Raw genomic sequence first — 24,498 nt, 5'->3', positions numbered from 1 at the left:
ACATCGGTTAGAGTGCCGGCCATGCGCCGCACTACCGTCCTGCTGCTGCTCTCGTGCCTGCTCGCCTGCAGCGGGCTCGCCCAGGCCTGGGACGGGCATGGCCATCGCCTCGTCGCGAGGCTCGCCGAACCCCACCTGCATCCGGACGCCCGCGCCGAAGTGCAACGGCTGCTGGCGCTGGAGGGCGCCAGCCGGATGCACGAAGTGGCCAGCTGGGCGGACGACCTGCGCAGCGGTGAGTCTCCGCTGGCGAAGGAATCTGCGCGCTGGCACTTCGTCAACATGGCCGAGGACGGCTGCGCCTACGATGCCGCCCGCCACTGCCCCGAGGGCGACTGCGTGGTGGCCGCGCTCCACAAGCAGGCCGGCATCCTGGGCGACCGCGACCAGCCGGATGCCGAGCGCCTGCAGGCGTTGAAGTTCGTCGTCCACTTCGTCGGCGACATCCACCAGCCGCTGCACGCGGGCTACGGTCACGACCGCGGCGGCAACCGCGTGCAGGTGCACGTGCACGGCAAGGGCAGCAACCTGCACGCGCTGTGGGACGAGGACCTGCTGGCCACGGCGGGGCTGGACGAAGCCGCGCACGCGGACAAACTGCAGCTCACCGAGGATCGGTTGCCCGCCGATGTCGGCCCGTATACGCCCTCGGCCCCGGCGGTGTGGGCCGAGCAGTCGTGCCGGATCGCCACTGCGCCAGGGGTGTATCCGGACGAAGCGAAACTGGGCGAAGCCTACCTCCGGCAGCATCTGCCGACCGTCGAGCGCCAGGTACGGCTTGGGGCCGCGCGGCTGGCCCGCCTTCTCAACGAGGTACTGGCCTGAACGGCACAGGTTCGTCATTGCCCGCCTGCCGCCTGGCGTGGCCGTCCTGGGCCTAGTTCCTGTAGAACCCGCTCGAACAGTTGCTGTAGATGACCTCGCAGGCGAGCCCTTTGTGGGCACGGCGGCAAGCATCGAGCACCAGGCTGCTGGCGTCTTCTGCCGACGGGGCCGCAACATGGTACGTCGGCATGACCGGCTCCGGTCCACCGGGCTTTGCGATGGCTGCGCAGCTGTCGCGATAGGTAAAAAACACTTCGCAATCCTCGCCGCCAGCCGATTTGCACCCCCTGATCGCGCCGCGAGCCGCCGCCTTCGGGGATCTCGTCCCTGTCGAGACCCCGATGATGGACTGCGCGCCATTCCGGGCAAAGGCACCCCACCCGGGTCGCCAGGTCGGCTCCGTCCGGGGAAACATGATCCACGGGATTCCACCGCCACCCGGGCCGCAGCGCGCCGAACCCACCGCCACGCCCTGGGGGCACGCGGTCTGGGCCAGCACCGGGCCACAGCCGGCAAGAAGTACAACCGAAACCAGGGCTACCTTGCGCATCGAGCCATTCCGAATCGACAGGTCTGCTGACGGATGTCGGAGTGCATCGCGGCGCCGAGTCGGCGATGGCTGATCGCCGACTCGACGGACCCTCCTGCTACCGCAGCGGATTGGCGTTGATCGCCTCGCCCTTCCGGCCGCAGGCAGGGGGGTTGGTCATCCCGAGACTGAGCAGGTTGCCGCCGTTGATGATGCAGGTGAACTCCTTGCCATCGGCAGCCTTGAGGCTGGCGTAGGTATTGGTCCCCTCCGTACGCCGGCTCACCAGGGTGAGTTCGGCCGGGTCGTAACCGAGCGCGCCAGCCGACTCGGAGCGGATCCGATCGTCGCTGAGCGAGTTCGTTCCAGAGGCCAGCGAGGTGCAGCCGGACAGGGCCAGCGACAGCACGACGGCGCAGGTGCAGGTGTTGAGTCCATTCATGGGTGTGTTCCTTCCATTCGCGGCCCGGAAGCGGAATCGTCGAGGTGGGCCGGGCCTCTCCGATAGGCAACGCCGGTCGGGCGCCGCCGTTGGGCATCAGCGCGCACCCGGCTGTCCCGGTGCCCCGTAGGTCGGCTGGTTGAAGGCGCTGTAGGGATTGAACTGGCCGAGCGTGCCCTGGAACAGCATCGCGGCCATCGGCGGCGCGCTGACGATGAGCGCGGTAAGAATCAGGCCCAGGCCGCCCTGCTGCATCGCCATGGCGGTCACGCTCTCGCTGCCGGGCACGAGCATCGAGGCGACCCAGAACGCCATGCCCACTGCGATGACCATGTCCAGCGCCAGGGTCACCATCACGCTCAGCAGTGCCATCGAGAACAGCGTACCGACGCCGAAGAACAGCCAGCGCTGGAACAGCGACCGCGTCTGCTCGAACAACAGGCACAGGATGAACAGCGGCCCAAGCGCCACCACCAGCCCGATCGCGATCTTGTTGAGCAGCAGCGCGGTCGCGGCCATGATCGCGGGCCCGCCGAGGCCAACGCTGGTCAGCAACAGCGCGCGCTCCTTCTGCGACTGGGTGACCACGTTGTCCCGCACATCCACCGCGTCGATCGCCTCCAGCGCCACCTGCATGATCGCCAGGGCCCGGTCGATGTCCTCGTAGGCGCCTTCGCTGTCCTCGCCGGTCATGGTTTCGTTGATCGTCCTGCTCAGGCCATCGCTCAGGGTCTGGTAGATGGAGCCCCAGGACACCGCCACGCCCAGGGCGATGCCGACGATGAAGGTGGCCCGCAGCGAACTGACCACGAGGGCCATCATCGATTCGCGCGACTGTCCGGTCACGACCCGATAGCCCTGCAGCATGATCCACAGGGTCAGCAGGGTGATGCCGAGTCCACCCAGCACCCGGACCACGCGTGCGCCGAGGTTGGGCAGGTATTCCCCGATCAGTTCGTCGTCGAGGAAGCTGCTGATCTCGCTGAAGAAGACCATGTTCGGCAATCCCGCCTGGGGGAACAGCCACCCGAACGCCGCATTCGCCAGCCCTGGGTCGAGAACGTCCATATTCCTGCCTTTGCCGTTCATGGTGGTGCAGCCTGGGGCCCGTCCGTCAGCGGTCGCGACGACGCGCCACGCCCAGCGCCGCCTTCAGGGTGCCGTATTGCACCGCGGTGTCCATCAGCCCGGCGATGCCCCCCTTGCGCGCGGCCTCGTCGCTGAAGGCGGCCTGCCCGAGCCAGACCTGCTCGGTATGCAACGCCTGCAGCGCGGCATCGTAGGCGCCCAGCAGTGTGCTGGCGTTCTGCACATCGGTGGTGACACGCGCCTCGAGCTGGGCGATGTTGTTGTCGACGCGGTCCAGCGCGCCCGGCTGGTCTTCCGGCACGTTCTCGGCCTGGCGCCGGATCTCGTCCATCTCCCGGTCCCGCTCGGAGAGCCGGTTGAGGATCTTGACCATGACGTTGTAGCGGGTGTTCTCGGTCTGCACGATCGCCATGCAGTTCTGGAGCTGGCGCCGCGAGATCTCCGCGATCCGGGCCGGCGCCCTCGGCAGCGAGTCGGCGCTGCCGCAGCGCTCGTCGACGAAGTCGTTGAGTCCACGCTCTGCCAGGGTCTCGCGATAGCCGGCACCACCCTTGAAGGCCTGGCCGCGGACGTACTTCTGTTCGAGATCGCGCAACTGCGCTTCGTACTGCTGGATCTGACGGCGCAACTGGTCGTACTTCTGCTGGTACTGGGCGATCCAGGCGAGCTTGTTGGTGATCGTGTGCGCCGGGTCCGCCACGATCGCCTGCCCCGACGCCAGCGGCACCCACATGCATCCGGCAACCAGGGCCGCCACGACGGCGGGCCTCTGGACCAGGCGCTTCATGCGTTCCCTGCTCATTTCCGCTACTCCCTGATGGCGGGCTCCAGCCCGGATTCGTTGCCCCGTCCATGGCTGGCGACGGGGGCCGCACGGCCGGCCGCGCCTTCCCCTGCCCGCCCCGCACCGCTCGCCCGCGCGCCCTTGCGCTCGCGCTGGAAGCGCGGCAGCCACTGCTCGGGCGACAGCTCGGCTTCGCCGCCATCGAGCGCCCGCGATTCCTCGGCGAGGATGCGATGCATCACTGCGATGTTGTCGGTACTGGCGGAGATCACCGCCAGCGCGTCCTCGAGTCCGCGCAGGTTGAGCTGGCAAACGGTCGAGACATGGCCCTGCTTGACCAGGAAACTCCGCGAGCGCTCGTCCAGGCTCTTGACCACCTGGTACTCGGCCTCGGTCAGTTTCAGCCCCTCGATGTAGTCGTCCCGCGATGCGCCCGGATTGGGCAGCAGGATCAGGGTGGCGGTCTGTTCGATCAGCGCGGCCGAAATATCGCTGCCCAGCGCGTCCTCCGGACTCTGGGTGGCGAAAATTCCGAAGCCGTTCTGCTTGCGGATGGTCTTCTGCTTGTTGCGGGCGAACTCCTTGAGCTCCCCGCCGCCTGCGAGGATCTTCCAGAACTCGTCCATCACGTAGATCAGCCGCCTTCCGTCGATCAGATCCTCCAGCCGGTGCAGCAGGTAGCTGACCACGGGCACCCGGACCTCGGCGTTGTCGATGACGTCGGTGTAGTCGAAACCGATGATGTTGGCCCGGTCGAGGTCGATGATGTCGACCGGGTTGTCGAACACCCAGCCCAGCGCATGCCCGGCCGTCCACTTGCGCAGGCGCGCGTACAGCCCGTCGTCGCCCATGTTGGGCAGGCTCTTCTGGAAGTTTGTCATCGAGCGCAGGTGCGGCGGCATGTCCAGCATGGCCGCGACGGCACGGTGGATGTCCTCGTCCTCGCTGGCGGTGTAGTGCGCCTTCCCCGCCAGCGTCTTGACGAGGTTGCCGAGGAACTGCGCGTTGGCATCGGTGTTCTCGCACTGGAACGGGTTGAACCCGGTGGGCTCGCCGTTCGCCAGGGCCAGGTAGTTTCCGCCGCAGGCGCGAACGAAGATCTCGGCGCCGCGGTCCTTGTCGAAGAAGAAGATCGTAGGGGGCGGGTCGTACTTCTGGACCTGGCTGAGCAGGAAGTTGATCAGCGCCGTCTTGCCGGTGCCCGACTTGCCGATCACCATGGTGTTGGCGATCGCCTTTTCCCCGAGCGAGTTCTCGGCCGGGTGGGTGGCGTGGAAATTGAAGTAGTACGGCTGCCCGTTGGTGGTCTGCAGCGCGGTCACGCATTCGCCCCAGGGATTGTTGTACCGCTTGCCGGTCGCGAAGTTGTGCAGCGGCGACAGGCCGAGGAAGTTGAGCGAACTCACGTTCGCGATGCGGGTCCGGTACTTCCAGTTGCCCGGGAACTGCGAATAGAACGAGGCGCAGGCCGCCAGGTCCTCCTTGGCCGATACGAAGCCGGCGTTGGACAGCTCGGCCCTGGCCGTGGCGAGGTTGCGCGAGAGCTGCTGCTGGTCGCCGGCGTACAGCGTCATGATGAAGTGGTATTCGCCCAGGACGAAGTTGCCCGAGGCCACCTGGTCCATGGCCTGGTCGAGTTCGGCGATCTGGCTGACCGCCTTGTCGCCCGACGAGATCATCATGCCCTTGGTGCGGTCGAGTACCTTCAACGCGTCCTGGCGGCCCATGGGGCTGAACGAATGGGTGATCACGTACTCGAAATCGAGGTACTTGAGCCCGTTGAGGATGCCCGGCCAGGTCGCGTCGGAGTATTCCTTGATGTTGAGGATCGCGCCGAAGTGGTGCCCGCCCCCGGGCGTGGTGATGGCGAAGTCGCCGCCGCGAGGCGAGAACTTGTGGCGGCTCACCGGCAAGTAGTCGCAGACCGGCGCGCGGAGCACGGGCACCGGCTCGCGGATCCGGTTGAGCAGGTAGCCGAACAGTTCCAGCGTCTGGGAGAACACGACCCCGTTCGCACCCTCGTACATCCCGAGGCGCACCGGCGCATGGTCCCTGAGCACCGCCTCGAGATTGCCGGCCAGTTCCAGCAGACGCGCGACGGCCTGGTCCTGCTCGGCCTGGAGGCGGGCAATTGCCGTCGACCGTTCGACCAGGCGCTTCCCGCCGACGACCGGCCGATAGATCATCGTCAGGTACAGCTCGTTCTGCATGATCTTCTGCGCGGAGAGCGCCGCGTAGTACTCGTCCGACAATTGCTGGTTGAAGGCTTGTCCGTAGGCGCCGCCGACCTGCACGCCGCCGCGCCGGCGCAGGTCGTGTACCCAGAACGCCACGTTGACGAAATCCGGCGCGCGCAGGGTCTGCAGCATCCGGTTGAAGGTGGAGTGGCGATGCTCCAGATCCCATTCCTCGCGGCCGACGAAGGGCAGTCCGTCCAGCCGCCAGGTCAGCAGGAAATCCCCGCCCGTCGTCTTCACCACGTGCTGGGCCACGTGCGAAGACAGCGGGACGAACTCGGCGACGGCGGTGTCCGCGACGGCCATGGATTCACCCATCCCTCGCGGGGAGCTGGAGGTCCCTGCGATAGCTGTTCGGGGAAAAGGCCCAGGCGCCGTCGTGCAGGCGGACGTTTCGGGCCTTGCCCCGGAATTGCCACCGCAGGCCAAGCAGCCGGAAGATCATCTCGTCGCGCCGCGCCATCTGGCGCATGACGAAGATCACGACCGGCAGCAGGGCCAGGAAGAACATGTTGAGGTAGAAGGTCAGCAGGAGGCACGCGCCGGCCCCGATCGCGAAGGGCACGTAGGGCACCCCCATGAACATGGCCGGGCGCGTGCAACCCCTGAACAGCACATCCTTATGCATGCTGGAGCAACTGGGCGGCGAGCATGGCGGTGGACGTGACGTCGTCCGGCAGCAGCATCCGCGCGATCTGGCTCGCCGCGCCGATCAGGAAGCCTCCGATCAGTACCGGCGCGACATCGCCGATACGCTTGTGGTTGAAGGCGATCTGGTAGCCCGCGAAGATCACCGCGATGGTCACCACTGCGATCGAGGCCACGTTGAGCAGCGAGTTGATATTGGTGAAGAACGTCTCGACCCGCCCCCGGGCGCCGGTGCCGTCCTGGGCGAGGACGAGCAGCGGCATGGCGACTGCGGTGGCGGCCACCAGGGCCCGGCTGCCGGCGCCGGTGAGCCGGGTCTTGGCGTTGCTGTATGCGGTGTGCTTCATGGCGGACTCCAGGTATGTGGTGGTTGCACTGAGGTGAAGGGAACTTCCACGCGCCGGCCGGCGCGCTTGCCGCTAGAACACGAAGGCCGTATCGGCGGACGGGTCGGCCTGCGACGGCGCCAACGGACGCGCGGGGCGCGAGGCCGCGGCCATCGGCTGGACGAGAACCGGCGCATCCGCGCCTTGGGGCGACGCTGGACCGGGGGTCAGGCGGGAGGACGGACCTGGCGTGGCCATGCCGGATCCCGCCGGCACACCCGCTTCCGATGCCACCATGGCCACCTGGGCCCGGCGCGAGAGCAGCGAGCGGCCGGGCTCGGCAGCGGCGCCCTGCGTGCGGGCGCGGCGCTCCACCAGTCCGACGGGCGGCGCGTCCTGCCGCGCCACTGCCGCGCCCCAGGCGTCGAACACCTTCTGCACGTAGCCATGCCGGAACCCGGTGACGAAGTTGCCGGAGTAGTAGCAGCTCAACGCCTTGCCCCAGTCCTGTCCGGCGCGACGATGGCAGTCCGCCAGGATCCTGGCGCCCGCCCGCAGGTTCGGACAGACGTCGAAGGCGCGCTCGTAGGAATCGAGTCCCTGGCTCGCCAGGTTGTAGCGATTGACCTGCGCCAGGCCCAGCGAGAAGTTGTAGCCCTCGCGCTCGAGCATGCGGGCCGTCGACACCGCCTCATCCAGCGTCCGTGGCTGGCGCTCGAGGCGCCCACCCACCACGCCGATCGCGTAGCGGTTGAAAGACGACTCGACCCGGACCACGTGCCGCATCACTTCCGCAGGCACCGCCAGTTCTGCGCACCCCATCAGTTCCATGCCAGGCAACATCGTCAGCGTCCTCCACGGGGGCCAGGCCACGCGGTGGATGCGCCATCCGCCGCACAGGGAACCTTGCGCGCAGCCGCGACCTGGCCATTCATGCGAAGGCCCTCGCGGGGTCGAAGTCGATGCCGGTGATGTACCTCCGGCCTGCGTGCGCCTTGATGTGCACCACGATGTCGATGGTCATGCGCAGCAAGCGCTTGATCACCTCGAACTCGAGCCCGGCACCTTCGGCCGACGCCTTCACCATCAACGCCAGCTGGTCCCAGGCCTGCTTCGTGCTGCCGGCATGGCAGCTTGTGATCGATCCGGGGTGCCCCGAAGCGCAGTTGCGGATGAAGTAGAAGGATTCGTCGCCGCGCAACTCCGCCAGGATGATCCTGTCCGGCTTCATTCTCAGGCAGGCCTCCATACAGCTGCGTGCGGTGACGTTGCTCGTCGACTGGCCGCCCTTCGAGTACAACAGGTGGACGACATTGGGCTGGCGCAGGAACAGTTCGCGTGCGTCCTCGATGGTCACCAGCCGCTCGGCGTCGGGGATGTGGTGGACCAGCGACTTCATGAAGGTGGTCTTGCCGCTGCCGGTCGCCCCGGCTACGACGATGTTCTTGCGGTACTGCACCGCCTTGCGGAAGAATTCGGCATAGCGGCGTTCGCGCTGCAGCTGCAGCAGCTCGCGGTCGTGCTCGCCCAGGTCCTCGCCCTGCTCGAGAATCTCGTCGAAGAAGCCGTCCGCTTCGTATTCCTCCAGGGTCTTGCCGAATTTCGCAGGCAGCCGGATCGTGATCGACACCCTGCCGGCATCGCAGGCCGGCGGGATCACGAACTGTGCGCGCTGGCCGGTCGGAAAGGTCAGCGAGACCATGGGATCGGCGTCGGTGATCCGCTGCCCGGTGTTGCTCTCGTTGACCACCGCGGTGCAGAACTGCCGTGCGCGCTCGAACGTGAGCATCGGCACGTCATTGCGGCGCCAGCCGTCGCGTGTCTCCAGATACAGCTCGCCGGGCCGGTTGATGCAGATCTCGGTGACGTCGACCGAGTCCATGTGGGACCCGATGCCGAGCAGGCGGTACTGGTAGTCCAGAAAGTCGTTGGACACCGCCGCGGTGGCTGCTGCGCCGTTCATTGCATCCCCCGCTGCAGCACGGCCGAGAAGTCCACGTCCCGGGCCACGTAGACGTTCACGACCGTGCCCTGGTTGATGGTCACCGTCGGCGGGCGGGCCATGTTGCGTTCCAGCACCATGTTGGCCAGGCGCTCCATGGTGCGCGCGGTGTTGCTCTCGTACGGACTCTGCACCACTACACCGTTGGCGATGGAGGTCTCCTGCGGTCCGTGTTTGGCGCCCGCATACTTGAATGCATCGCTGAGCATGCTGATCAGCAGCGCGGACCCGATCCGCTGGCCCCAATGGGCCGAGTAATCTCCCGGGTTGCCCGCGGCGCCCAGCATGTCCACCCCAGGGCTACGCATATTCACGTCCAGGCCAGTGGGGGTGGTCACGCGATCCCAGACCACCGCCACCCGGTCGCCGACGATGGCGTCCTTCTCGTAGCTGCCCGAGACCTTCGACCCGCGCGGAAGCAGCAGTCGGCGGCCGGTGACCGAATACACCGGCTCGGTCACCACGCATGAGGTATATCCAGGGAAATCCGAAATCACCCGCGACTGCAGCACGCAGCGTATGTACGTGCCACGCAGCAGCAGCGTGTCCGGGTTGTAGAGGGGCTTCGCGCTCGCTTCGCCCCGGGGCGCCTGCTCGACGACCGAAGGCTGCGGATTTCCCGCCGCCATCATCAGCCGCGCGTACTCCTCGGGAGGCAGCATGCCCGGCACGTCGCCGGCATCGCCCGGCTGACCGACGAAGCCCGCCACGTCCTGCATGCGCCGCTCCTGGAGCGTCAGGCCACGACGCTCCGGCCAGGCCGGCGCCGGCAGCGACGCGGGCATCGAGACGGGGCCTGCCTCCTGCTGCAACGGAATGTGCGGCAGCGGCGGCAGTTCCGCGACCGGCGTCGCCACGGATCGTTCAGGGGGCAGCTCGGGCAGGTCGCGAGGCGCGGCCGGGATCACCACTTCCTCGCTGCGCGGCCTGGGACCACGATCATCGGCGCGCGTCATCGCACCGCTGAAGATCCAGTATGCGGCGCACAGCAGCAGCAGCACGATGCCGCCCAGGAAGAGCAGCGCCTTCCGGTTGAGGCGCTGCATTTCCACCACCTGCAGCCTGGGTGCGTCTGCGTCCAGGTCCGGCTCGAAACCGGCCTGTCGCTCCTGGTAGGGGTTGGCCGCCGCGGATGCGCCTCGCCGGCCCTCGTCATGGGGTGTCTGCGTCACGATTCCGGGCTCCTGCGCAAGCCGACGACGTGGTCGCCATGCCGAAGGACGAGGTAGGGATAGGTACCGTGCACGACGATGGTGTCGCCCTCGACCGTTGAGTTGACGACGAACTCTTCGCCCCGTTCGCTGTCCCGCGCGAACACCGCGGGAAAGTTCCCGCTGGGAAAGCGCGTGCGGTCGCCCATGCGGATGTAGGTGAAGCGCATGTCGTCGTACACCGTGGCCGGGACCAGCCATCCCGGATCGCGCTTGCGATGCGCGTACTCGTAGTTGAAGTGGTAGTGCCTGTCCGGATGCAGCCGCGTGCTCAGCTCGTCCGCGGCCTGCGGTTGCGCCGCTTCCGCCTGCGCGCCGCCGAAGGCGGTGTCGCTCGGATAGCGGAAGCGGATCCTGTACTGCACGCCCGCGGCCTTGGCCTGCTCCAGGCGACGCCAGTCCGCGGCCACCACCTTGAGTTCGAAGATGTAGGCGTGCGCCGCGGTCCGCACCATCAGGTTGGTGTCGACATCGACGTTCTTCGGCTTGAGGTAGAACACGTTGTCGCGGCGACTGAGATCCCAGCCGCCGCTGAATCCCGTGCTGTAGTCGAGGATGTCCTCGTGCGGGCTGAGCTCGATCTGGGTGGTGATCCCCAGGCCCGTGCGCACCGGATACACCTGGTCGGGCCGGTACTCGTATTCCTCGATCACCTGGGCGCGCGACACGCCTGTGCACGCCAGCAACGGAACGAGCAGCAGCAATCCACGCAGTTGGCGGGTCATCGTCGACAGGCTCCTCATGGGTTGGCGACCTCGTTCACCGCGGCAGGGGCACTGGCCGTGGCGGCGGCATCGCCCGACAACGGAGTGCCTCCCGGTTCGCTGGAGGGAAGCGGGCCCGGGCGTACCGCAGGACCGGGCACCGGAAACTCGGGCGGCGGCGCGGGGGCCGGCGCGTAGTCGTTGTCGACGCGGTAATTGACCACGCGGAAGCCGAGCGGGTTGAGCAGCCGGTCTTCGTCGCCGAGGCGCAGGTCCGGGTCGTACTTGAATTCGAGCGTGGCGATCCTGTTGTCGAGCGGTTCCGCGCGTCCCCTGCCCTTGTCGTACAGGCTGCGCTGGAAGCGCACGGTCGCGCCGGTGGGTCGCCGTCCGGGTCCCGCACCGATCAGCACGATGCTCTGGATGCGTACGCGCACGGCGCGCGCGGAGCCGTAGAGACGGCCCGGTCGTTCCGGGTTGCTCTCCGAATGCAGCGCGATGTAGGCAGGCGCCACTTCGCTGCCGGCCATCGCCAGGGTGGTCCGCCAGTTGCGTTGCCCGATCAGGCCCGAGTCGTAGGCTTCGCGGGACAGAACGAACTGCGCCACGTTGCTTTTGTTGATCGCTTCCTCGACGGTCACGTCGCGGTCGTGGAAGTCGCCGACCAGGCGCGCCACCGTGGCGGTGCCCGTGTAGGGGTCGGCCATCACCAGATACGGAACCCGCTCCTTGAGCGGCAGGAACAGCAGATAGCCGCCGGCCAGGACCAGCGACATCGCCACCGCGCAGCCGGCGACGATCCACGCCCGCCGCTCGCTGCGGCGCATGCGCTCGACCAGGGTGAGCTCGTAGCTCACGCCTTGCTCGATGGCCCTTTCGATCCCGGGCGGGGCGGCAGTCCGTTTGCCGAACATGGGGATCCTCTATCCATCCAGTCCGGGGCCAGCGCGCGTCTCGCCGCGCATTCTCTGGCTGACCACGATCTGCGTGCGCTCCACCGTGACCTGCACGCCGTGTTGGGCGTAGGCGGCCGAGAGCGCCGCCGCGGCCTGCTCGAGGCTGGTCGTACGGATGCCGCCGACCGGACCATGCAGGGTGTAGTCGTTGGGATGCTGGTAGGACAAGGTCATCCGCCCGTCGCGCGCCCAGCGCGACAGCATCGTCTTGAGCGTGCCGTCCGCCGGCGAGGCCTGGTAGACGTAGGCCTGGTGCAGCGGGATCGCCTGCGGCGCATCCGCGAAACGGTTGACCGGTCTCCAGCGCCCGCCGACGTCGGTCGCCGGCGGCGTGGCGCAGGCGCACAGCAGGGTAAGGACGCACACGGCCATGACGTAGCGCACTGCGCCCGCACGTGGCGCGACGCCACGTCCGCGCAGCCGCGCCGCCCGGCAGGACAATCGGAAAACGCGAACCGGCACGAGCGCCCCGTGGGCGACGCGCACTCGATCGATCACAGACGAACGCCGGATACGGGCTCCGGCCCCGGGCGCAAAATCCATTTGCTTGACACTCCTTGTTCCCCGCGGATCCCGGCGCGAAGGCCAGGGCATCCAGCACTGCTCACTGCTGTGCTGGGGCGAACATAAGCCCAGCTCCACGCAGCAGTCAAGCCCGGTGTGCTGTAGGTTTTTTCTGGCGGACGCGTACGCGTCACGTCGCGGATCGGCGCCATGGTGAAGGTTTCAGCGGCAATGCCGCCGCAGGATCCGATCCGCAGGCCCGATGGCCCGTGCGGGGCACTGCGTCCACCGCCCGTCGCCTTCGACCTCCGTCGCATTGCCCGGTCTCTTCGAGCGGCGTAGCGTCGAACCGCAGTCAGGTCGCGCGCCATCGCGGGACACACGGCTCCATCAACCCCGCTCCCGCCAGCGGCGCGTTCCCAAGCCAGCGACGGCCGTCCCGGCCGCCGGCAACGCGGAGGTGGACCATGGTGTTGCAGCAGATACGTTCGAACCGCGACGGCGCGCAGTCCGCGCGCCTGGACGTCAACCGCATCCTCGGGATCAGCAGCACGCTGGCGCTCAACGTGCTGGCGCTGGCGATGCTGCTGGCGCCGATGACCCTGCCCGCGCCGGTGCAGCGCCCGGCGCCGGCGGTCAATCCGCAGATCGTGCAGATCGTTCCGGTGGAACGCACGCTGCCGCCGCCGTTGCCGCCGCAGGTGGTGCCGGTCGTGCCACCCCGCGTGCAGCCGCGTGCGGTGCCGCGCGACACGCCGGTCGCGCCGCCGGTGGCGGACGTGCCGGTGCTGGTGGAGCAGGGCGAGTTCATCGAGGCCGCGCCGGAGGTGACGCCGCAGGCGACCGGGCCGGCGTCGATCGGGCCGGGCCCGGCGACCGGCATGCAGCTGCAGTACGCGCACGCGCCCTCGCCGGCCTATCCGCCACGGGCGGTGCAGCAGGGGCTGCAGGGCGAAGTGCTGCTGCGCGTGCTGGTGGGCGTGGACGGGCGACCGCTGGAGGTGCGGATCGAGCGCAGCAGCGGCCACGCGATCCTCGACCGCGAAGCGATGCGCCACGTGCGGCGCCACTGGCGCTTCATGCCGGCGCTGCGCGACGGGCAGCCGGTGCAGGCGGTGGGGCTGGTGCCGGTGGATTTCCGGCTGGACCGGTACTGAGGGTCAGTGCGAGCCGCCTGGTGCGCGGCTCGCACCCTCAGCTGCGGTGATACGGGTGGTTGGCCAGCAGGGAAGCGGCGCGATACAGCTGCTCGGCGAGCACCAGCCGCACCAGCATGTGCGGCAGGGTCAGCGGCCCGAGCGACCACTGCTCGTCGGCGCGCGCCAGCACCTCGGGCGCGTGTCCCTCGGGGCCGCCGATGAGGAAAGCGAGATCGCGCCCCTGCCCGCGCCAGTGCTCCATGCGCTGCGCGAGCTGCTCGGACGAATGGGCGCGCCCGCGCCCGTCGAGCGCGACCACGAGGGTGCTGCGCGGCACGGCCGCCAGCACCCGCGCGCCTTCGTCCTGCATCGCACGCGCGGCGTCGCGGCCCTTGCCGCGCAGGCCAGGTTCGACCTCCACCAGCTCCAGCGGCAGCCAGTGCGACAGTCGCTTGCGGTACTCGGCGAAGCCCTCCGCCACCCAGGCCGGCGCGCGCTCGCCCACGGCGATCAGGCGGGCCTTCATGGGCGCGCCACTGCGCTGCGGCCTGCATGCGCCGCTCCATGGGCCGCTACGCGAGCCGTCGCGCGCGCGCTGGCGAGGGCATGGGGACCGGCGCCTTCTGGTGGTCCCGGGCAGCCAGGCATGGTCGTCCCCGACCGGCAATTGCGGATCATGGGCGAAGTATCCCATCCGGCGCCCGCGCTCCCCAAACGGCTGGCGGTTGCGGCAAACTCGGCCCGATGAAGACGATCGAAGTCCGCCATCCCCTGGTCCAGCACAAGATCGGCCTGCTGCGCGACGCCTCGCTCAGCACCAAGGGCTTCCGCGAGCTGGTGACCGAGCTGGGGACCCTGCTCGCCTACGAAGCCACCGCCGACCTGGAGACCGAGGCCGCGACGATGCGGGGCTGGGCAGGAGACGTCACGGTGCGGCGCATCGCCGGCGCCAAGATCACCCTGGTGCCGATCCTGCGCGCCGGCCTGGGCATGCTGCCGGGCGTGCTGGCGCTGATCCCCGCCGCCAGGGTGAGCGTGGTCGGCCTGCAGCGCGACGAGGAAACGCTGCAGCCGGTGCCCTACTTCGAGCGCCTGACCGGCCGGCTGGACGAGCGCGATGCGCTGATCCTGGATCCGATGCTGGCCACCGGCGGCACCCTCGTCGCCACCATCGACATGCTCAAGCGCGCCGGCGCGCGCCGCATCAAGGGCGTGTTCCTGGTCGCCGCGCCCGAAGGCCTGCAGGCGCTCGAGGCGGCGCACCCGGACGTCGAGGTCTACACCGCCGCGATCGACGAGCGGCTCAACGAGAAGGGCTACATCCTGCCGGGGCTGGGCGACGCCGGCGACCGCATCTTCGGCACCCGGATGTAGCGGTCGCCGCGGCATCGCACCGCGCTACTTCGCGCAGCGCTCGGCTCAGCGCGCCGCTGCGCCCCCTGCCCCATCGCCGGCCGCGGCAGGCGTCAAGGACTCGATCGCGGCCGCCACGTACACCAGCGGCGCATTCCAGTTGATCGCGATCTCGTTGCTGGCGTAGCTGCAGTCGTGGTCGATCCATGACAGTGCCGGCAGCTTCGACGGATATTCCACCGGACAGTCCACCGTGTCCTGCTGGCGCGGATTGGGTCCGCCGGACAGCAGGCCCGGCACCGGCTCGTCGACGCCGTCCGCCTGCGAAGGCCGGTGATGGATGTGCATCGGCGTACGCAGGCCGTGCCCGGTCACGAACGACACGCCCAGCGGATTGCGGCCCAGCACGTAGTCGAGCTGCGACTGCGCGGCGTCCAGGAGATCGCGGCGCTGCGACAACCGGTAGCCCTGCACCAGCATCAGCGCCTGGTTGAGCGCCTGGGCGCTGCTGCCCCAGACGAAATCGGCATCCTGCATCGCCACGCGCCAGGGCGATGCCTGCGACACGTCCGCCAGTCGGGTGGCGAACCCCTCGACCTCGCGCGACACGCGCTCGCGCAGGGCCGCGGGCAGGCGCGTGCGATGGCGGGCCAGCGAGCTCCAGCCCAGGCTGCCGACCCTCGCCCACGACGGCACGTCGGGCGCGGCGGCGTGCCGCCCGAACTCCGCCAGCAGGGCCTCGTCGCCATCGAGCAGGTACAGTTCGGCCGCCGCCCAGGCGAATTCGTCGTCCAGCGAGGCATCGCCATAGGCGCCGGTATGCACGTCCTCCGGCTGCCGGTACACGACATCCGGATGCGCCTGCGCCCAGTCCCAGGCGCGCACGGCGGCCGTGCGCATGCGCGCGGGCACGCCGGGGAACTGCGCTTCGAACGGCGCGTACACGCGCGCGGCCATCGCCATGACCGCGGCGAAGTCCAGCGCCGCCGCGGTGCTCTTCTGCACGACGTAACGCGGCTCGCGCGCCTCGGCAGGCATCACCAGCCCGTCGAATCGCAGGTTGGTGAGCTTGTGGTAGACGCCGCCGTCGCCTGGATCCTGCATCTCCAGCATCCAGCGCAGGTTCCACCAGGCTTCGTCGAGCAGGTCGGGCACCGCATTGCCGCTTTCCGGAATCGCCAGCTCGCGGCCGCGGAAGAAATCCGGGAAGTCCTCCCACGCCGCCAGCAGCGTGTACATGGTGATCGCCGAGTTGACCACGTACTTGTTGTAGTCGCCGGCGTCGTACCAGCCTCCCGGTGCCGAGAGCAGCGTCCCGGCCGGACGCGCGGCCGTCGCGGCGGACGGATGCACCCGCACCCGCGTGTCGGGGTGGCCGGCGGCACGCGCGTAGCGCCCCGCGTGGGCGGGGTCCAGCGCGGTGCCCGAGCGGTTGAAGTAGTAGCCCTTGAGCGCGGCGTCGGCCAGCGAGGCATACGGTTGCCCTGTCACCAGCAGCGGATCGCCGATCTGCCTGCCTTCGACATGCAGGCGGTAGCGGCCCGCCGGCAGCGCACCCAGATCGGCGATGGAGGCGTCACGTCCGGACGGCGACCAGGTCCGCGGCGGCGTGAGCGCTCCTTCCAGCACCACCTCGCCGCTGTCTTCGGCCGTGACCTGGAAGCGGCCACCTGCGGCGCCTTCCACCATCGCCAGCTTGGAAGCCGCGGGATGGAATCCGAGCTGGTTGAAGCGTGCCTGCGGCCCGTGCGGCTCGGCGGTGTCTGCGAGGACGGAGGCGGCGGGCGCGAGGGCCAGCGCCAGGGCGATGATCAGACGGGATGGCTTGTGCATGTCCCGATGCTGGCCGCGATGGCGGTACCGTGCAAGCAGGGCCTCAGCGCAGACCGGTCCGGCTGGGCCGGCCTGAGCCGACCCAGCCGAACCTGCGCTTTGCATCCAGCATTTCCCTGCGGCACCGCTCCTGATGGCATCCGTCCCTGGAGCCGACGCGACCACGGTGCAACCCTCGGCGAAACCGGCCTTGCAAGCAACGGGCCAAGAGGTCCAAAACACGTCAATATCGCTGACAGTCCAGAATCTGCACTAAACCTATCAATACCTTGCGAAGTAATGCCAACGAAGCTGGACAAGCGTTGTCAATCTTACTGACCGGACAGTATCGCTGACAACAGCCCATCCGGCGTGCTATATCGGAGCCTGTTCGCAGTGGAGCCAGGCATGAAGTTGAGCACCCGCATCCGGACCTCACGGGTGCGCGCAGGCCTTTCCCAGGCCGGGTTGGCCGAAACCCTCGGCGTGAGCCGCAGCGCGGTCGGCAACTGGGAGAGCGCACGCGGCGGCGTGCATCCCTCGAGCGAGCGGCTGGCCGAGCTGGCGCTGGCCACCGGCGTGTCCTACGAATGGCTCGCCACCGGCCGCGGCACGCCCATGACGCCCAGCGACGGCATCCCTGCGGCCGATGCCGAGTTCGTCGACGACCTGGTCGAGCGGCGCCTGCTGCAGGGCTTCCGGGCCTGTCCCGAATCGCTCAAGCAGGCGATCCTGGTACTGGTCGAAGCGCAGCTGCCCGCGCAGCGCGCGCGCCGGCCGCGCGGCGGCGGCTGACGGCGCCCGGAACTCAGACCAGCTGCAGCGCCAGCATCTGCCAGAGACCGGCCAGCGCCAGTGCCAGCAGCACTGCGAGGGTCAGCGCGGTGCCGAGGAAGCGGCCCAGCGAGTAGCCGGCCGAGGCACCCAGGCCGGCGGCATGCAGCACGCGCCCGGCCAGCAGGCCGAGGCCGCAGGCCCAGACCATGGCGGGCGCTGCGCCGCACAGCTCCAGCAGGGCGAGCATCAGCAGCGCGAGCGGCACGTACTCGGCGAAGTTGGCGTGCACGCGCACGCGCCGAGACAGCGTCTCGTCGCCGCCGCTGCCCAGGCCAATCCGACGCTCGCGCCGCATCAGCACCACGCGCAGCGAAAGCCCCAGGTAGACCAGTGCATGCAGCGCGGCGATGAACAGGCTGATGCGCGGCGTCATGGCGTCGGTTCCTGCGACAGCTGGCGCGCGGCGAGGCGCGCATGGCGGTGGATGGCAGAGTAGCGCCCGCGTTCGTCGCGCGCCAGCTGGACCAGCGCGACGTCGGGATCGTGGGCCAGGAACAGGTGCACGTCGCGCGCCAGCTTGTCCTCGAGGAAGCCGGCTTTCTCGTCGATCAGCAGTTCGGGACAGCGGTCGTAGCCCATCGTGATGGGTACGTGCACCCAGGGCACGCCCGGCACCAGGTCGGCGCAGAACACCACGCCGCCGTGCGGCGCGCCGTCGCGCAGGTCGGGACCGAGGATCTCGGCCAGCATCATCCCCGGCGTATGGCCATCGCTGTAGTGGAAGCGCACCGTATCGCCCAACGAAGGCGTGCGATCGCCATCCACGAACTCGATGCGGCCCGAGGCCTCGAGCAGGCGCGGCAGTTCCGGGATGAAGCTGGCGCGGTCGCGCGGATGCGGGTTGCAGGCGCGCATCCAGTGGCGGCGCCCGAGCACGAAGGTCGCGTTGGGAAACAGCAGCTCCGGCCCGCGTCCCTCCGCCCACGGCGCAAGCAGGCCGCCGGCGTGGTCGAAGTGCAGGTGGCTGAGCACCACGACGTCGATGTCGGTGTGCTCGAAACCGGCTTCGCGCAGCGAGTCGAGCAGCACGTGCCGGCTCTCGGCCACGCCGAAACGCTCGCGCATCGCCGGGTCGAAGAAGGCGCCGATCCCGGTCTCGAACAGCACCGCCCTGCCGTTGAGCGGCGTCGCCAGCAGCGCGCGGGTGGCCAGGCGGATGCGGTTGAGATCGTCCGGTTCGGCCCACTTGGCCCACATCGCGCGCGGCGCGTTGCCGAACATCGAGCCGCCGTCGAGCCGCTGGGTATTGCCTTCGATCGACCAGAGTTTCATGAGCCCCATCCTGATGGCAGGAGCGCCCTGCCCTCCCGCGACGAAACACGGCGCATTCCAGCAGCATGACCCTGCGCCGGCCAGTGCCGGCGCCGCGCCGCTAGCGCGCGACCGCCTCCACCGCCGCCTTGCCGACCGGGTTGCGCGGATCGCTGCCGCCGTGCAGCGTGTCGTCGCGCAGGTTCCACTCGACCGTCTGCAGGTTGCCCCACACATGGCTGGACCCGCGCCCGCCGGCGGCCTCGTCGCCCGGCAGCTTGAGCGTATGCCCCAGCGCGCGCAGCGCCTCCGCCACCTCCGGCGGGAAAGCGCCGCTCTCGGCCTCGACCACGTCCGGCATCCACTGGTGGTGGTAGCGCGGCAGCGCGGCCACGGCCTGCGCGCCGAGGCCCGCGTCGTAGCCGAGGATGCCCAGCAGCACCATGGTGATGATGCGGCTGCCGCCCGGCGTGCCGAGCGCCACGACGCGCTCGCCGGACTGCATGAAGGTGGGCGTCATCGAGCTGAGCATGCGCTTGCCCGGCTCGGGGGCGTTGGCGTCGTAGCCCATCACTCCGAAGGCGTTCGGCGTGCCGGGCTTGAGCGCGAAGTCGTCCATCTCGTTGTTGAGCAGCACGCCGGTACCCGGCGGCACCAGACCCGAGCCGAACAGCAGGTTGACCGTCTGGGTCACCGCCGCGCGGTTGCCCTCGGTGTCGATGATGGAGAAGTGCGTGGTCTCCTCGTCCTCCAGCGGGGTCCGCTCGCCCGAGAGCATGTCGCTGGGCGTGGCCTTTGCCGGATTGATGGTCGCGCGCAGGCCGGCGGCGTAGTCGGCGCTGGTCAGCAGCCGCTGCGGCACCTGCACGAAATCGGGATCGCCGAGGTAGAAGGTGCGGTCGCGGAAGGCGCGGCGCATCGACTCGACCACCAGGTGGGTGCGTGGCGCGGCGTCGAGTTCGTCCAGGTCCCAGCCTTCCAGGATCTGCAGCATCTGGGCAAGCGCGATGCCGCCCGAGGAGGGCGGCGGCGCGGTGGTGATCTCCCAGTCGCGGTAGCGGAAGCGGATCGGCTCGCGCTCCTTCACCGTGTACGACGCCAGTTCTTCTGCGGTCCACTCCCCGCCTTCAGCGTTCACGCCCGCCACCAGCTTCGCGCCGACTTCGCCGCGGTAGAACCCGTCGAAGCCGCGCTCGGCCAGCAGCTCCAGGGTGCGGGCAAGGTCGGGCTGGCGGAACAGTTCGCCTTCCTTCGGCGCCTCGCCGCTGGCAAGGAACACCTCGCGGGTGCCGGGATACCGCTCCATCACGTCGCGCCGCTGCTGGTAGCCGCGGGCGAAGCGCGCATAGACGGGGAAGCCCTCGCGCGCCACCCGGATCGCCGGCGCCAGCGAGGTCGCCAGCGGCAGTCGACCGTACTTCTCCGCCACGTGCACGAAGGCCGCGGGCAGGCCCGGGATGCCCACCGACCACGGGCCATTCATCGCGCGGTCGCGGTCGAAGGAACCGTCGGGCTTGAGGTAACGCTCCTGCGTGGCCGACGCCGGCGCGGTTTCGCGCGCATCGACGAACACGTCGCGGCCGCTCCCGGCATCGTGCAGCAGGAAGAAGCCGCCGCCGCCGAGGCCCGAGGAGATCGGTTCGACCACCGACAGCACCGCCGATACCGAAATCGCAGCGTCGAAGGCGTTGCCCCCCGCCCGCAGGGTTTCGAATCCGGCATCGGTGGCAAGTTCATGCGCCGACGCGATGGCGGCCCCCGGCGGATGCGCGGGCCGCGCCTGTTGCGCAAGCGCCGCGGGCGACGCGAGGAAGACGACCAGAAGGAGCGTACGGAACAGCCTTGTCACGGATTCGCCTCCGGGGCTTGGGGGTCGGGCGCGCCGCCCTGCAGGCGCAGCAGCTTGGCCAGCAGCTGCTCGTGGCTTTCGGGATGGACGGGGTCGGGGTCGATGCAGTCGACCGGGCACACCATCACGCACTGCGCCTCGTCGAAATGGCCGACGCATTCGGTGCACAGGGCCGGATCGATCACGTAGACGGTTTCGCCCTGCGTGATCGCACTGTTGGGACAGGCCGGCTCGCAGACGTCGCAGTTGACGCAGAGCTCGTTGATCTTCAGGGCCATGCGCGCATTGTATGCCCTGCGGCGCGCGGGGCCGTTCCATGCGTGGGACGACCTGGCCCGGGACCCCGGCGGGCCGCCTTGCGCAGGCCCGGATCGTCATCTGCCGGGCGGGCCCTAGCCCGCGCGGCAGGCGGGAAGACGGGCTTCCCGGTGACCGCGCCCGCGATGCGGGCGCGGCCGCTGGATCACTTCGCTTCGACGAACACGTACTCGACGCCGGCCGGCTCGACGGCGGCGCGGACGCGATCGTTGTTGGCGTTGTCGCCGATGTAGACCACGCGCACGCCCTTCATGGTGTCGGGCGTCACGGTCTCGAACGCGGCCACGACCAGGTCGGCCGTCTTGGTCGGGTCGAGGCCGGCGTAGGCCAGGATGTTGCCCTTCACGATGCCGCGGGCCACGTCCATCTTGGCCTTGTCCAGGAGGCGGTTGTACTCCTCCGGGTCGTCGGGATTCTCGTTGGCCGGCACGCGGTAGACGTAGGGCTGGGCGGTGATGCCGTCCATGTGGCGCGGCACCTGGTCGCTCAGGTAGGCCTGCCAGGCGGCCTTGTCGTCCGTGGTCGGCGCGGCAACCGGCGCGCGCTCGACCGGCGCGGCCTCCTCCTTCTTGCAAGCGGCGAGCGGCAGCACCAGGCAGGCCGCCAGGGCCAGGCTGTTGAACAGTTTCATTGCGAAGACTCCGGGTGTGGTGTGGGGATGACGGTCATCATTCGGCTTCGCGCCGCCATTCGGCCTGCAGCGCTTCGGCCACGGCCGCGGGCACGAAGCCCGACACATCGCCGCCCAGCCGCGAGATCTCGCGCACCAGCGACGATGAAATGAATCCATGCTGCTCGGCCGGGGTGAGGAACAGGGTCTCCACCTCGGGGATGAGATGGCGGTTCATGCTCGCCATCTGGAACTCGTATTCGAAGTCCGACACGGCGCGCAGGCCGCGCAGCAGGATGCCGCCGCCGACCTCGCGCACGAAATGCGCGAGCAGGCAGTCGAACCCGCGCACCTCGACGTTGGCGTGGTGCGACAGGGCTTCGCTCGCCAGCCGCACGCGCAGGTCCAGCGACAGCGTCGGCCGTTTCGACGGGCTCGCCGCCACGCCCACCACCAGGCGCTCGCACAGCGGCGCGGCGCGGTCGACCAGGTCGATATGGCCGTTGGTGATCGGGTCGAAGGTACCGGGATAGACCGCGGTGCGGGTGCGGGCCGGGCTCATGATCGGTGCGGTTTCGCGGGCGAGGACGTGATCGCGGCCAGTGTAGCAGCGCAGCCGCGGCGCGGTTCAGCCGCGCCGGTACAGCGCGTGCCGCGTTTCCCGGGTCGTGCCCTCGCGGTGCAGCCGCCAGTCCGCGTGCGGCTGGATGTTGCGCTGCAGCGGCGCCTCGACATACAGCCAGGCCTGGCCGGCCATCCACGGGCCGAGCCGCTGCAGCGCGGTGTCCCACAGGTCGCCGCCGAACGGTGGATCGACGAAAGCCAGGTCGAACAGGCCGTGCAGCGGCGCGCGCAGCAGGGCCAGCGCATCGGCCTGGACGATCTTCGCCGCGTCGCCGCCTTCGAGCCTGGCTGCCGTCTCGCGCAAGGCTTCGCACTGGCGCGCGTCGCGCTCGACCAGCAGCGCCTCGCGCGCCCCACGCGAGATCGCCTCGAAGCCCAGCGCGCCGCTGCCGGCGAACAGGTCCAGCACGCGCGCGCCCGGCAGTACCGGCTGCAGCCAGTTGAACAGCGTCTCGCGGGTGCGGTCGGAGGTCGGCCGCAGCCCTTCGGCGTCGGCGACGGGCAGGCGCGTGCCGCGCCAGCGGCCGCCGATGATGCGCACGCTGCCGGACATGCGCTTCACGGCGCGGGCGCCACCTTCTGCGCGGCGATGTAGCCGCGCACCTCCTCCTCCAGCACCGGCAGCGGCACCGAGCCCAGGTTGAGGATGGTGTCGTGGAAGCCGCGCTGGTCAAACCGCGCGCCGAGCTCGCGTTCGGCTTCCGCGCGCAGGTCGAGGATGGTGCGGTAGCCGAGGTAGTAGGCCAGCGCCTGGCCCGGCCAGGAGATGTAACGGTCGACCTCGGTCGTCACGTCGTGCCGGGCCAGCGCGGTGTGCCCGGCCAGGTACTCGATGGCCTGCTCGCGGCTCCAGCCGTATTCGTGCAGGCCGGTGTCGATCACCAGCCGGGCCGCGCGCCACATCTCGAAGGTGAGCCGGCCGAACTCCTCGTACGGCGTCTCGTAGATGCCCATCTGCGTACCCAGCCATTCGGTGTACAGGCCCCAACCCTCGCCGTAGCCGGAGAAGTAGGTCTGCTGGCGGAACTCCGGCCGCGCCGGGGCCTCCAGTGCCAGCGCCGCCTGGAAGCTGTGCCCGGGCGCGCATTCGTGCACCACCAGCGCCGGCAGGTTGTAGAGCGGGCGCGACGGCAGGTCGTAGGTGTTGAACAGGCAGGCCTCCAGGCCACCGCGGCCGGAGGTGTAGATCGGCGCGATGTCGTCGGGCACCGGCAGGATCGTGAAGCGGTAGCGCGGCAGCGTGTTGAACGCGTACTTGAGCTGGCCATCGACCTTCTTGGCGATGTAGGACGCGGTCGCCAGCAGTTCGCGCGGCGTGCGCGCGTAGAACTTCGGGTCGGTGCGCAGGTACTGCAGGAACTCCTCGAACGAACCCTCGAAGCCCGCGCGCGCCATCACCTCGCGCATCTCGGCCTGGATCCGCGCCACTTCGCGCAGGCCGATCTCGTGGATCTCGCGCGGGTCCATGTCGCGGGTGACGTATTCGCGGATCTGGGTGCGGTAGAACGCGCGCCCGTCGGGCAGGTCGCTGGCGGCGAGCGTGGTGCGCGCCTGCGGCATGTATTCCTCGCGCATGAACTCCAGCAGCTGCGCATAGGCCGGCACCACCTGTTCGAGCACCAGCGCGCGGCCTTCGGCCTGCAGCTGGCTGCGGCGCGGTTCCGGGATCGAGGCCGGCATGCCCTCGAGCGCCGCCAGGAACGGATTGCCCGCATCGGTGCGGGTGTAGGGCTCGATGGTGTCGTCGCGGCCGTCGATGGTGGCGCGGGGCACGCTCCAGCCGCGCGCCAGGCCCTGGCGCATGTTGGCGATGTGCTGCGCGAAGTGCGCCGGCACGTCGCGCAGGCGGCCGAACAGGCGCTGCCAGTCGGCTTCGCGCGGGTAAGGCTGGCGCGGCGCCAGGTAACCCCAGAAGAACGAGTCGCTGTTGAACGGCGCCTCCCAGGTGCGCCAGGTGGCCGAGTTGTAGTCGGCCTCCACCATGCTGCGGAACACCGCGGCGTTGATCCGCTCCTGTGGCGACAGCGCGGCGGGGTCGATCGCGTCCAGCGCCCCGAGCACCTGCTTCCAGTAGCGGGCGCGGCGCTCCCAGTCCGCCGGCGCGATGGCGGCCATGCGCGAGGACGCCTGCCAGCGGCCGTCGATCTTCTCGCGCGCGAACTCCTGCTGCCGCCACTCCCATTCCTGCGTGTACAGCGCGCGCAACGCATCGTCGGCGCTGGCGGGCGCCGGCAGCGCCTGATCCGCACCGGCTTCCGGCGCCTGCGCCAGTGCCCCCTGGCCGAGCGGGAACGCAAGGGCCAGCGACAGCGACAGGGCAAGCGGGAGGGCACGGGACTTCGGCATCGGGAACTCCGGGACGACGGGTTGGAGGCAGGCGATGGAACCCGATCCGGTCCCGTCTGCCAAGGGTCCGCGGTCACGGGGCGCTGCGGGGCCGGTGGTAGC

27 protein-coding genes are annotated in these 24,498 nt (G+C 69.5%); 4 read left to right on the top strand and 23 right to left on the bottom strand.

The window, feature by feature from the left end:
• The first annotated feature begins 21 nt into the window (after positions 1 to 21).
• A complete protein-coding gene (locus tag ACFQ2D_RS08765; protein ID WP_280942303.1) occupies positions 22 to 825 on the top strand; it encodes a S1/P1 nuclease in 804 nt (267 codons plus the stop codon).
• 52 nt (positions 826 to 877) lie between these two features.
• On the opposite strand, the gene ACFQ2D_RS08760 is transcribed toward ACFQ2D_RS08765, so the two are convergent.
• The 13 genes from ACFQ2D_RS08760 to ACFQ2D_RS08700 form a co-directional block, all read right to left on the bottom strand.
• Positions 878 to 1,240, bottom strand: a complete 363-nt coding sequence (locus tag ACFQ2D_RS08760) for a DUF4189 domain-containing protein (RefSeq protein WP_386795619.1) — start codon at positions 1,238 to 1,240, stop codon at positions 878 to 880.
• Between the two features lie 232 nt (positions 1,241 to 1,472).
• Positions 1,473 to 1,796, bottom strand: a complete 324-nt coding sequence (locus ACFQ2D_RS08755) for a hypothetical protein (RefSeq protein WP_280942304.1) — start codon at positions 1,794 to 1,796, stop codon at positions 1,473 to 1,475.
• Positions 1,797 to 1,892: 96 nt separating this feature from the next.
• Positions 1,893 to 2,864 (bottom strand): type IV secretion system protein, encoded by a 972-nt coding sequence (locus ACFQ2D_RS08750; RefSeq protein ID WP_280942305.1) that lies wholly within the window; start codon positions 2,862 to 2,864, stop codon positions 1,893 to 1,895.
• Positions 2,865 to 2,910: 46 nt separating this feature from the next.
• The gene (locus tag ACFQ2D_RS08745; RefSeq protein ID WP_280942306.1) at positions 2,911 to 3,687 is read right to left on the bottom strand and encodes a hypothetical protein; all 777 of its coding nucleotides are present in this window, start codon (positions 3,685 to 3,687) and stop codon (positions 2,911 to 2,913) included.
• Positions 3,688 to 3,692: 5 nt separating this feature from the next.
• A complete protein-coding gene (locus ACFQ2D_RS08740) occupies positions 3,693 to 6,212 on the bottom strand; it encodes a VirB4 family type IV secretion/conjugal transfer ATPase (protein WP_280942307.1) in 2,520 nt (839 codons plus the stop codon).
• 4 nt (positions 6,213 to 6,216) lie between these two features.
• Complete coding sequence (locus tag ACFQ2D_RS08735; protein ID WP_280942308.1) at positions 6,217 to 6,534, bottom strand: type IV secretion system protein VirB3; 318 nt, start codon at positions 6,532 to 6,534, stop codon at positions 6,217 to 6,219.
• Entirely contained in the window at positions 6,527 to 6,901 is a 375-nt protein-coding gene (locus tag ACFQ2D_RS08730; protein WP_280942309.1) for a TrbC/VirB2 family protein, read from the bottom strand. The genes ACFQ2D_RS08735 and ACFQ2D_RS08730 overlap by 8 nt, the downstream gene beginning before the upstream one ends.
• 72 nt (positions 6,902 to 6,973) lie before the next feature.
• Complete coding sequence (locus tag ACFQ2D_RS08725; protein WP_386795618.1) at positions 6,974 to 7,711, bottom strand: lytic transglycosylase domain-containing protein; 738 nt, start codon at positions 7,709 to 7,711, stop codon at positions 6,974 to 6,976.
• Positions 7,712 to 7,811: 100 nt separating this feature from the next.
• A complete protein-coding gene (gene virB11, locus ACFQ2D_RS08720; protein ID WP_280942310.1) occupies positions 7,812 to 8,843 on the bottom strand; it encodes a P-type DNA transfer ATPase VirB11 in 1,032 nt (343 codons plus the stop codon).
• Positions 8,840 to 10,054: a TrbI/VirB10 family protein gene (locus tag ACFQ2D_RS08715; protein WP_280942311.1), complete on the bottom strand. Its 1,215-nt coding sequence runs from the start codon at positions 10,052 to 10,054 to the stop codon at positions 8,840 to 8,842. The genes virB11 and ACFQ2D_RS08715 overlap by 4 nt, the downstream gene beginning before the upstream one ends.
• On the bottom strand, positions 10,051 to 10,827 hold the full coding sequence (locus ACFQ2D_RS08710) for a TrbG/VirB9 family P-type conjugative transfer protein (protein ID WP_386795617.1): 777 nt from the start codon (positions 10,825 to 10,827) through the stop codon (positions 10,051 to 10,053). Before ACFQ2D_RS08710 ends, ACFQ2D_RS08715 begins: the two co-directional genes overlap by 4 nt.
• A 5-nt stretch (positions 10,828 to 10,832) precedes the next feature.
• Complete coding sequence (locus ACFQ2D_RS08705; protein ID WP_280942313.1) at positions 10,833 to 11,654, bottom strand: virB8 family protein; 822 nt, start codon at positions 11,652 to 11,654, stop codon at positions 10,833 to 10,835.
• A 66-nt stretch (positions 11,655 to 11,720) separates the two neighbouring features.
• Positions 11,721 to 12,125: a hypothetical protein gene (locus ACFQ2D_RS08700; protein WP_280942314.1), complete on the bottom strand. Its 405-nt coding sequence runs from the start codon at positions 12,123 to 12,125 to the stop codon at positions 11,721 to 11,723.
• Between the two features lie 599 nt (positions 12,126 to 12,724).
• Here ACFQ2D_RS08700 and ACFQ2D_RS08695 point away from each other — a divergent pair.
• Complete coding sequence (locus tag ACFQ2D_RS08695; protein WP_280942315.1) at positions 12,725 to 13,414, top strand: energy transducer TonB; 690 nt, start codon at positions 12,725 to 12,727, stop codon at positions 13,412 to 13,414.
• Positions 13,415 to 13,451: 37 nt separating this feature from the next.
• On the opposite strand, the gene rlmH is transcribed toward ACFQ2D_RS08695, so the two are convergent.
• Positions 13,452 to 13,922, bottom strand: a complete 471-nt coding sequence (rlmH, locus tag ACFQ2D_RS08690) for a 23S rRNA (pseudouridine(1915)-N(3))-methyltransferase RlmH (protein WP_280942316.1) — start codon at positions 13,920 to 13,922, stop codon at positions 13,452 to 13,454.
• 218 nt (positions 13,923 to 14,140) lie between these two features.
• On the opposite strand from rlmH, the gene upp reads away from it, so the two are divergent.
• Positions 14,141 to 14,770: a uracil phosphoribosyltransferase gene (gene upp, locus ACFQ2D_RS08685; protein WP_280942317.1), complete on the top strand. Its 630-nt coding sequence runs from the start codon at positions 14,141 to 14,143 to the stop codon at positions 14,768 to 14,770.
• Between the two features lie 45 nt (positions 14,771 to 14,815).
• Here the strand turns inward: upp and ACFQ2D_RS08680 are convergent, their stop codons facing one another.
• Positions 14,816 to 16,582, bottom strand: a complete 1,767-nt coding sequence (locus tag ACFQ2D_RS08680; RefSeq protein ID WP_280942318.1) for a glycoside hydrolase family 9 protein — start codon at positions 16,580 to 16,582, stop codon at positions 14,816 to 14,818.
• A gap of 387 nt (positions 16,583 to 16,969) precedes the next feature.
• Between ACFQ2D_RS08680 and ACFQ2D_RS08675 the strand changes: the two genes are divergently transcribed.
• On the top strand, positions 16,970 to 17,356 hold the full coding sequence (locus ACFQ2D_RS08675) for a helix-turn-helix domain-containing protein (RefSeq protein WP_280942319.1): 387 nt from the start codon (positions 16,970 to 16,972) through the stop codon (positions 17,354 to 17,356).
• Between the two features lie 13 nt (positions 17,357 to 17,369).
• Here ACFQ2D_RS08675 and ACFQ2D_RS08670 read toward each other — a convergent pair whose 3' ends face one another.
• From ACFQ2D_RS08670 to ACFQ2D_RS08635, 8 genes are all read right to left on the bottom strand, one after another.
• A complete protein-coding gene (locus tag ACFQ2D_RS08670) occupies positions 17,370 to 17,771 on the bottom strand; it encodes an MAPEG family protein (RefSeq protein WP_280942320.1) in 402 nt (133 codons plus the stop codon).
• Positions 17,768 to 18,670, bottom strand: coding sequence for an MBL fold metallo-hydrolase (locus tag ACFQ2D_RS08665; protein WP_280942321.1), 903 nt, complete (start codon positions 18,668 to 18,670; stop codon positions 17,768 to 17,770). The genes ACFQ2D_RS08670 and ACFQ2D_RS08665 overlap by 4 nt, the downstream gene beginning before the upstream one ends.
• A 100-nt stretch (positions 18,671 to 18,770) precedes the next feature.
• The gene (gene ggt / locus ACFQ2D_RS08660) at positions 18,771 to 20,498 is read right to left on the bottom strand and encodes a gamma-glutamyltransferase (RefSeq protein WP_280942322.1); all 1,728 of its coding nucleotides are present in this window, start codon (positions 20,496 to 20,498) and stop codon (positions 18,771 to 18,773) included.
• On the bottom strand, positions 20,495 to 20,776 hold the full coding sequence (locus ACFQ2D_RS08655; RefSeq protein ID WP_280942323.1) for a YfhL family 4Fe-4S dicluster ferredoxin: 282 nt from the start codon (positions 20,774 to 20,776) through the stop codon (positions 20,495 to 20,497). Before ACFQ2D_RS08655 ends, ggt begins: the two co-directional genes overlap by 4 nt.
• A 185-nt stretch (positions 20,777 to 20,961) precedes the next feature.
• The gene (locus ACFQ2D_RS08650; RefSeq protein ID WP_280942324.1) at positions 20,962 to 21,447 is read right to left on the bottom strand and encodes a hypothetical protein; all 486 of its coding nucleotides are present in this window, start codon (positions 21,445 to 21,447) and stop codon (positions 20,962 to 20,964) included.
• Positions 21,448 to 21,484: 37 nt separating this feature from the next.
• Positions 21,485 to 21,988: a pantetheine-phosphate adenylyltransferase gene (coaD, locus tag ACFQ2D_RS08645; protein WP_280942325.1), complete on the bottom strand. Its 504-nt coding sequence runs from the start codon at positions 21,986 to 21,988 to the stop codon at positions 21,485 to 21,487.
• A gap of 66 nt (positions 21,989 to 22,054) precedes the next feature.
• Positions 22,055 to 22,603 (bottom strand): 16S rRNA (guanine(966)-N(2))-methyltransferase RsmD, encoded by a 549-nt coding sequence (gene rsmD / locus ACFQ2D_RS08640; protein WP_280942369.1) that lies wholly within the window; start codon positions 22,601 to 22,603, stop codon positions 22,055 to 22,057.
• 5 nt (positions 22,604 to 22,608) lie between these two features.
• Entirely contained in the window at positions 22,609 to 24,396 is a 1,788-nt protein-coding gene (locus tag ACFQ2D_RS08635; RefSeq protein ID WP_280942326.1) for a DUF885 domain-containing protein, read from the bottom strand.
• Positions 24,397 to 24,498 lie beyond the last annotated feature (102 nt).

Origin of the sequence: Luteimonas composti (assembly GCF_042678665.1) — a bacterium.
Lineage (GTDB): Bacteria > Pseudomonadota > Gammaproteobacteria > Xanthomonadales > Xanthomonadaceae > Luteimonas > Luteimonas composti.
This window is presented reverse-complemented; position numbering and strand designations above follow the sequence as displayed.